The following is a 7,805-nucleotide window of genomic DNA, read 5'->3' as shown; positions in this document are numbered from 1 at the left end:
GCCTGGGGTAGAGGAAGGGCCCCCTCTTAACAGGGGCCCCTTCCTTGCGCGTCAGGCGGCGGCGAGGGCCGGGTTCACCGAGTCGGGCGCCCACCGGGAACGGTGGCAGCGCGACCAGCCCCGACAGCGCGGGTCGGCCTCGGTGCACAGGCGCCGATCGCTCAGGACCTCGCCGTCGTCGGTCTCCCGCACGTCGAAGTGCACCGGGCGGATGCTGCCGTCGGGGGCGACCAACAGGTGCCGGGTGTCGTCGAGCGTGTCGTCGCGCAGCAGGCAGTTGCGGTCGAGCAGCCGGGCCAGCGCCGCGATGGTGGGCAACTCGGGCAGCCCGTCGGGCACGCCGTAGCAGTCCACGATCGTGGCGAACTCGCCCGGCGCCTGCCAGACGTCGCAGATCACCGCGTACTTCGGCAGCCGGGCCGGGTCGGCCACCGCCAGTGGCATCACCACCCGACCGAGCGCGTCGGCCAGCGCCGGATAGACCTCCACCGGTCGCGCCTGGTCGATTCTCCAGTTCCACAGCTCGGTCACGCCGCCTCCTCGCTGTGCTCGTCCCACCGGCCTCCGGATCGGGCCTTACAGACGATGGTGGGGTGCATTTGCCCCTAGCCGGGGGCAAGTTACCGGTCTGTGACCATTCTGGGCAGAATTTCCCCAGGCCTCATCGCCATGAGTAGCGGGAAGATGACAGTTTATCGGGTATGGTGCTGATTCCCCGCAGCGGCTCGCCGCCGAGCGGCATCGTGGCAGCGGTCAGCGCAGCACGACCAGGTGCTCGCTGCGCGGCAACAGCTCACCGATCACCGGCGCGCCGGGCAACTCCCCGGCCACCAGCAGGCCCCCGGAGGTCTGCGCGTCGGCGAGCAACAGCCGGTCCGCGTCCCCAGCCCGGCCGAAGTCGGTCCACGGGGTCACCCACTCCAGGTTGCGGCGGGAGCCACCGCTGACGTACCCGTCGCGGACCGCCTCCCGGGCACCGGTCAGCAAGGGCACCCGGGCGATGTCGATCGCCACGGTGAGTTGGCTGGCGCGGGCCAGCTTCGAGGCGTGGCCGAGCAGGCCGAACCCGGTCACGTCGGTACCGCAGCGCACCCCCGCCGCCACCGCCGCCACCGCCGCGTCCCGGTTCAGCGTGGTCATCGCCGCGACCGCCTCGGGAAAGCTCTCGCCCGTGTTCTTGTGCCGGGTGTTGAGCACGCCGACCCCGAGCGGCTTAGTCAGCGACAGCGGCAACCCGGCCCGCCCGGCGTCGAGGGTGATCAGTTCCTCCGGCCGGACCAGCCCGGTGACCGCCAGGCCGTACTTCGGGCCGTCGTCGTCGACGCTGTGCCCGCCGGCCAGCAGACAGCCGGCGGCGCCGGCCACGTCCCGGCCGCCCCGCAGCACCTCCCGGGCCAGTTCCAGCGGCAGCACCTCGCGCGGCCAGCAGAGCAGGTTCAGCGCGACCAGCGGGCGGCCACCCATCGCGTACACATCGGACAGCGCGTTGGCCGCGGCGATCCGCCCCCAGTCGTACGCGTCGTCGACCACCGGGGTGAAGAAGTCCGCCGTGGTCACCACGCCGGTCCGCTCGTCCAGCCGGACCACCGCGGCGTCGTCGCCGTGGTCGAGCCCGACCAGCAGGTCGGCGCTGTCGGCGGCGGGTCCGAGGCCGGCCACCATCGCCTCCAGCTCACCGGGTGGGATCTTGCACGCGCACCCGCCGCCGCGGGCGTACCGGGTCAGGCGCACAGGCTCGGTCATCCCCACATGATCTCCGTCACTCCTCGTGAGCGCCACCCGGAGCGGGCAATTTCGGACGCGGCGGGCCGATCCGGAAACGGTGTTACCGCTCCGTGACCATCTGGGTTGTGTTCCGCCACTTCACCCCGCCTACAGTGGCCGCTATCCGAGGGTCGACCGGCCCTCGATGGGCAACGAGGGACGGTGGACGACGTGGCGACGGGCGAACCGCTCATCGTGCTGGACTCGGTCAACAAGTGGTTCGGGCCGCTGCACGTGCTGGACGACGTCTCACTGTCGGTGGGCCGCGGCGAGGTGGTCGTGGTGATCGGCCCGTCCGGCTCCGGCAAGTCGACCCTGTGCCGCACGATCAACCGACTGGAACCGATCAACTCCGGCACCATCACCTTCGACGGGCAGGCGCTGCCGGCCGAGGGCAAGGCGCTGGCCAAGCTGCGCAGCGAGGTCGGCATGGTGTTTCAGTCGTTCAACCTCTTCGCGCACAAGACGATCCTCGAGAACGTCACGCTCGGCCCGGTCAAGGTGCGCAGGGAGAAGCCGGCGGCGGCCCGCGAGCGGGGCCTGGCCCTGCTCGACCGGGTGGGCATCGCGAACCAGGCCGACAAGTTCCCGGCACAGCTCTCCGGCGGCCAGCAGCAGCGCGCCGCGATCGCCCGCGCGCTGGCCATGCAGCCCAAGGCGATGCTCTTCGACGAGCCCACCAGCGCGCTCGACCCGGAGATGGTCGGCGAGGTGCTGGACGTGATGACCTCGCTGGCCCGCGACGGCATGACGATGGTCGTGGTCACCCACGAGATGGGTTTCGCGCGGCACGCCGCCAACCGGGTCATCTTCATGGCCGACGGCAAGCTCGTCGAGGACGCGGCCCCGGCGGAGTTCTTCGCCAACCCGCGCAGCGAGCGCGCCAAGGACTTCCTCTCCAAGATCCTCACGCACTAGGCGTCCGTAGTAGAGCGGGCCGTGACCCGGCAGGCTCCAGTCGAAGAAGGAGAACAAGTATGCGAATGAAGCGCATGGCGGCTGTCGCCGCCGTTGCCGGCCTCGCGGTCGCGATGGCCGCTTGCGGCGGGGACAGCGACGAGGGCGGCTCCGGCACGGGCGCCACCGGCATCGTTGGCAAGGCCGAGAGCCAGAAGAAGCTGGTCATCGGCGTCAAGGCCGACCAGCCGGGCCTGGGCCTGCAGACCGGCAGCAAGTACGAGGGCTTCGACATCGAGATCGGCAAGATCATCGCGAAGGGCCTCGGCGTCGACGAGGGCAACATCGAGTGGAAGACCACCGTGTCGGCCAACCGTGAGCCCTTCATCGAGCAGGGCACGGTCGACCTGGTGGTGGCCACCTACACCATCAACGACGAGCGCAAGCAGAAGGTCAACTTCGCTGGCCCGTACTTCGTCGCCGGCCAGGACCTGCTGGTCAAGTCGGACTCGACGCTCACCGGCCCGGACCAGCTGGCGGGTAAGACGGTCTGCTCGGTCAGCGGCTCGACCCCGGCCAAGCGGATCCAGGAGAACTACCCGGACGCCAAGCTGCAGCAGTTCGACGCGTACTCGAAGTGCCTGCCGCTGCTGGAGGGTGGCCAGGTCGACGCGGTGACCACCGACGACATCATCCTCGCCGGCTACGCCGCGCAGAGCCAGTACGCCGGCAAGTTCAAGGTCGTCGGCAGCACCTTCTCGGACGAGCCGTACGGCATCGGCCTGAAGAAGGACGACACCACCGGCTGCGAGAAGGTCAACGAGATCCTCAAGGCCGCTGCCAGCGACGGCAGCTACAAGGCCGCCTGGGACACCACCCTGGGCGCGAGCGGCACCCCCGCGCCCGAGCTGGACTCCACCAAGCTGACCCACTGCGGCGCAGCCTGACCGGCACCGGAGCCGGCATCCCGTCGGGGTGCCGGCTCCGGCCTGTCACCGGCCGCCATCACGTGCCCCGGGAGCCGAAGCATGCACGTATTCACTGATCCGAAGAACTTCGACGCGTACCTGTCGGGCTTTCTCTGGATCCTCAAGCTGACCGGCGCGTCCGCGGTCTGCGCGCTGGTGCTCGGCGTGCTGCTGGCCGCGATGCGGGTCTCCCCCGTACCCGTACTGCGCGGCTTCGGCGCAGCCTGGGTCAACATCTTCCGCAACACCCCGCTCACCCTGGTCATCTTCTTCTGCTACTTCGGTCTGTTCGTCACTCTCGGGCTGACCTTGTCGGACGACCTCTTCCGCAACATCTACTGGCTCGGCGTGGTAGGCCTGTCTACCTACACCGCCGCGTTCGTTTGCGAGGCGGTGCGCTCGGGCATCAACACGGTGCCGACCGGGCAGGCCGAGGCGGCCCGGGCGATCGGGCTGTCCTTCGCGCAGACGCTGCGGATCGTGGTGCTGCCGCAGGCCGCGCGCGCGGTGATCGCGCCGTTCGGCAGCATCCTGATCGCGCTCTGCAAGAACGCCACCATCGTCGGCACCATCGGGTTGATGGAGTCCTCCACCGTCATGAAGGATCTGATCAACTTCAACGGTGACGCGGTCATCCCGATCTTCCTGGTCTTCGCCGGCACGTTCGCGGCGGTCCTCATTCCCACCGGCTACTTCTTCGGCTGGCTGGCCAACCGTCTGGCGGTGAAGCGCTGATGAGCACCAGCAGCGTCCTTTATGACCACCCGGGGCCACGCGCCAAGGTTCGCAACGCCGTCCTGAGCGTGATCTTCGGCGTCGCCCTGCTCGGGCTGCTCTACTGGATCTACACCAGGTTCGACCAGGCGAACCAGCTGGAGGCGTGGCTGTGGAAGCCGTTCGCCGAGCCGAAGACCTGGACGCAGTTCATCCTGCCGGGCCTCTGGGCCACGCTCAAAGCGGCCGGGGTCGGCATGCTGCTCTCGCTCGCCTTCGGCATCATCTTCGCGGTCGGGCGACTCTCCGAGCACTGGTGGATCAGCGTCCCGGCCGGCGCGGTGGTGGAATTCTTCCGGGCCGTACCGCTGCTGCTGATGATCTTCTTCGTCTTCTACGGCCTGCCGTTCCTCATCCAGGGCCCCGTGCCCGCGTTCTGGGCCGTGGTGATCGGCCTTACCCTCTACAACGGGTCGGTGCTCGCCGAGGCGTTCCGGGCCGGTATCCGGGCCGTGCCCGGCGGGCAGTCCGAGGCGGCGTACGCGATCGGCATGCGCAAGACCCAGGTCATGGGAATCGTCCTGATCCCGCAGGCGGCCCGGGCCATGCTGCCGATCATCGTCAGCCAACTGGTGGTACTGCTGAAGGACACCGCGCTCGGCTACATCGTGGCCTACCCCGAGCTGCTCCAGCGCGGCGTCAACGACCTCTCCGCCAACTACGGCAACATCATCGCCGCAGCGATCGTGGTAGCGATCATCTACATCGTCATCAACTCGCTGCTCACCGCGTTCGCCGGCTGGTTGGACCGGCGCTCCTCGCGCCGTGCCTTCCGGATCCCGAAGCAGACCGGGCCGGTCGTCGTCGCGGACTCCACCGCAGGGGGACTGTGACAGAGCCGCAGGGCTGAACTGAACAACAATGCGGCGCCGGCCAGGTTGGCCGGCGCCGCAGCGCGTTCTCCCTTGTTGCCCGCCGGTGCCGCGATCGCCCGACGCGAGCCGTTAAGAAGGGGCCCTTGCTATGCCTGAGGCGTTAAGAAGGGGCCCTTCCTTTCACCTCAACGGGCGATCTCGGTGACGCGGGACTCGCGGACCACCGTGACGCGGATCTGGCCGGGGTAGGTCAGCTCCTCCTCGATCTGCTTGGCCACGTCCCGGGCCAGCACCGCCGCGCCGATGTCGTCGACGTCGTCGGGCTTGACCATCACCCGGATCTCCCGGCCCGCCTGCATGGCGAAGACCTTCTCCACGCCGAGCTTGCCGGCCGCGATCTCCTCGATCCGCTCCAGCCGCTTGACGTACGCCTCAAGGCTCTCCCGCCGCGCCCCCGGCCGTCCCCCGGAACAGGCGTCGGACGCCTGGGTGAGCACGGCCTCGACGGTCTGCGGCGGAACCTCGTTGTGATGCGCCTCGATGGCGTGCACCACGTCCTCGCTCTCGCCGTACTTGCGGGCCACGTCGGCGCCGATGATGGCGTGGCTGCCCTCCACCTCGTGGGTGAGCGCCTTGCCGATGTCGTGCAGGAACGCCGACCGCTTGATCAACGGCACGTCCAGGCGTAGCTCCGCGGCCATGATGCCGGCGATGTGCGCCGTCTCGACCAGATGCTTGAGCACGTTCTGCCCGTACGACGTGCGGTAGCGCAGCCGACCCAGCAGCGTGACCAGCTCGTCGTGGATCTCGGTGATGCCGACCTCGACCAGGGCGTCCTCGGCGGCCCGCCGGCACAGCTGGTCCACCTCCTGCCGGGCCAGCTCGTGCACCTCCTCGATCCGGTGCGGATGGATCCGACCGTCGAGCACCAGCTTCTCCAGCGTCAGCCGGCCCACCTCCCGGCGTACCGGATCGAAGCAGGACAGCAGCACCGCCTCGGGCGTGTCGTCGATAATCAGGTTGACTCCGGTGACCGACTCGAAGGCCCGGATGTTGCGGCCCTCCCGGCCGATGATGCGGCCCTTCATCTCGTCGCCCGGCAGGTGCAGCACGCTGACCACGCTCTCGGCCGTCTGCTCACTGGCCACCCGCTGGATGGCGTCGACCACGATGTGTCGGGCCCGCTGCTCGGCGGTCGACCGGGCATCGGACTCGATGTCCCGCACCAGCAGCGCGGCCTCCCGCTTGGCCTGGGTCTCGATCGCCTCGACCAGTTCGGCCCGCGCGGCGTCGGCGGTCAGCCCGGCGACCCGCTCCAGCTCGCGACGCCGCTGCTTCTCCGCCTCGGCCAGCTCGTCCTCGCGGGCAGCGAGCGCCGTATCGCGGGCGGCGAGGGCGGCACTAGCCGCGGTCAGCTGACGCTCCCGTTCGGCGAGCCGCTCCACCTCCTCGGTGTGCAGCCGCTCCCGCTCGTCCATCCGGGCCGCCCGCCGCTCCGCCTCGGCGGCCTGCTCGCGGGTGGTCGCGGCGAGCACCGCCACCTCCCGCTCGCCGCTGCGCCGGGCCGCGGTACGCAGCTGCTCGGCGTCCGTCTCGGCCTGCTTGTGGGCCCGTTCGAGGACCGTGTCCGCCTCGGCGCGAGCGTCGTCGAGCACCCGGCGCGCCTCCGACCGGGCGGCCTTCGCCTCCGCCTTGGCCGCCGCCGCCTCCGTGCGGGCCGCCGCCGCGGCGGACTTCGCCACGTCGATGGTGCTGTTGGCCTCGTCGGCGGCGGTACGCAGCGCGGCCAGGGACTGCTCCTGGCGGTCCTTCTCGGCGATGTAGGCGGGATCCTCCGGTGCCGGACGCGTCTGAAGCCCGCGCAACACCCGGAGGCCGAAGAACACCGCGCCGAGCACCACCAGGGTCAGCACCAGCACGGCGGTCAGCAGGACGGCGTCGAAGGCGCTCATGCCGCGGCTCCAGCCAGCGGACTCTGCTCGCCGTCGTCGGTGGCCCCGGACTCCCTAGCGCCGGGCGCGCTCGACCCCCCGCTCATGCCGGCCACCTGGTGGACCTGTGCCGCCTCGACATGGCGCGCCTCCCCTGAACGTCGCGCCGCAGAAGCCTGCCTGTGGGCACGCTCCTACGGCTCTGGACGCCCGACCGGAGCGCCTGGCCGTGGGATGGCTTCCTCCGCCGACGGCGTCCCAGGGACGGTCGGCGGGCCGGGTGCACTGTCACACCGGCACCGGACCGGCCTGTCCGGAGCTGGCGTCAACGGCCGATGATACGGCCAAAGTGATGCGGTTCTGTTACGCGATCTATGTTGTGCGCTTAGCCTGCGCTTGGTCGGGCAATGTGAGCCTTTATGGCGAGGCTAGGTCTCCGGCGGCCTCCGGTCAAGAAGTCATGATCAAACCACCCGGACGGAGAGAAGTTGCGCCGTTACCGTGCGCCAGCGGAGAGTCGGGCGCCAGCGGACAAACAAGACGGCGGGCGGCGCCCCGAACCGGCCATCACTGCTGCTCACCCACCACGCCACCACCATCTACGCGATTGATCATGAAGTTAGCGGTAGGCACAGAGAGCAGGGCCCCCGCTTACT

Annotated in this window: 7 protein-coding genes; 4 read left to right on the top strand and 3 right to left on the bottom strand. The window is 69.8% G+C overall.

Going from position 1 to position 7,805, the window contains the following annotated elements; translation table 11 throughout:
- Positions 1-51: 51 nt before the first annotated feature.
- Together AB0M52_RS07040 and selD are read right to left on the bottom strand one after the other, a co-directional pair.
- Positions 52-531: a hypothetical protein gene (locus AB0M52_RS07040; RefSeq protein ID WP_363950004.1), complete on the bottom strand. Its 480-nt coding sequence runs from the start codon at positions 529-531 to the stop codon at positions 52-54.
- 222 nt (positions 532-753) lie between these two features.
- Positions 754-1,743 carry a selenide, water dikinase SelD gene (gene selD / locus AB0M52_RS07035; RefSeq protein WP_363950001.1) on the bottom strand — a complete coding sequence of 330 codons (990 nt, stop codon included), beginning with the start codon at positions 1,741-1,743 and terminating at the stop codon, positions 754-756.
- A gap of 183 nt (positions 1,744-1,926) precedes the next feature.
- On the opposite strand from selD, the gene AB0M52_RS07030 reads away from it, so the two are divergent.
- The 4 genes from AB0M52_RS07030 to AB0M52_RS07015 all read left to right on the top strand — a co-directional run bounded on the left by AB0M52_RS07030 (position 1,927) and on the right by AB0M52_RS07015 (position 5,236).
- The gene (locus tag AB0M52_RS07030) at positions 1,927-2,682 is read left to right on the top strand and encodes an amino acid ABC transporter ATP-binding protein (RefSeq protein WP_363949997.1); all 756 of its coding nucleotides are present in this window, start codon (positions 1,927-1,929) and stop codon (positions 2,680-2,682) included.
- 59 nt (positions 2,683-2,741) lie between these two features.
- A complete protein-coding gene (locus AB0M52_RS07025; RefSeq protein ID WP_363949995.1) occupies positions 2,742-3,608 on the top strand; it encodes a glutamate ABC transporter substrate-binding protein in 867 nt (288 codons plus the stop codon).
- An 81-nt stretch (positions 3,609-3,689) separates the two neighbouring features.
- Positions 3,690-4,364: an amino acid ABC transporter permease gene (locus AB0M52_RS07020; RefSeq protein ID WP_363949992.1), complete on the top strand. Its 675-nt coding sequence runs from the start codon at positions 3,690-3,692 to the stop codon at positions 4,362-4,364.
- Positions 4,364-5,236 (top strand): amino acid ABC transporter permease, encoded by an 873-nt coding sequence (locus AB0M52_RS07015; protein ID WP_363949989.1) that lies wholly within the window; start codon positions 4,364-4,366, stop codon positions 5,234-5,236. Before AB0M52_RS07020 ends, AB0M52_RS07015 begins: the two co-directional genes overlap by 1 nt.
- A gap of 167 nt (positions 5,237-5,403) precedes the next feature.
- Here the strand turns inward: AB0M52_RS07015 and rny are convergent, their stop codons facing one another.
- On the bottom strand, positions 5,404-7,170 hold the full coding sequence (gene rny / locus AB0M52_RS07010; protein WP_363949987.1) for a ribonuclease Y: 1,767 nt from the start codon (positions 7,168-7,170) through the stop codon (positions 5,404-5,406).
- Positions 7,171-7,805 lie beyond the last annotated feature (635 nt).

The organism is Micromonospora sp. NPDC051296 (genome assembly GCF_040682255.1).
Lineage (GTDB): Bacteria > Actinomycetota > Actinomycetes > Mycobacteriales > Micromonosporaceae > Micromonospora > Micromonospora craterilacus.
Note: the sequence above shows the minus strand (reverse complement) of the source record. Positions and strands in the feature narration are given on the sequence as shown.

Bases quoted from the DNA above. Each gene is read 5' to 3' on its own strand.
- selD (WP_363950001.1), bottom strand. From the start codon at position 1,743: ATGACCGAGCCTGTGCGCCTGACCCGGTACGCCCGCGGCGGCGGGTGC.
- AB0M52_RS07025 (WP_363949995.1), top strand. From the start codon at position 2,742: ATGCGAATGAAGCGCATGGCGGCTGTCGCCGCCGTTGCCGGCCTCGCG.
- rny (WP_363949987.1), bottom strand. From the start codon at position 7,170: ATGAGCGCCTTCGACGCCGTCCTGCTGACCGCCGTGCTGGTGCTGACC.
- AB0M52_RS07015 (WP_363949989.1), top strand. From the start codon at position 4,364: ATGAGCACCAGCAGCGTCCTTTATGACCACCCGGGGCCACGCGCCAAG.
- AB0M52_RS07020 (WP_363949992.1), top strand. From the start codon at position 3,690: ATGCACGTATTCACTGATCCGAAGAACTTCGACGCGTACCTGTCGGGC.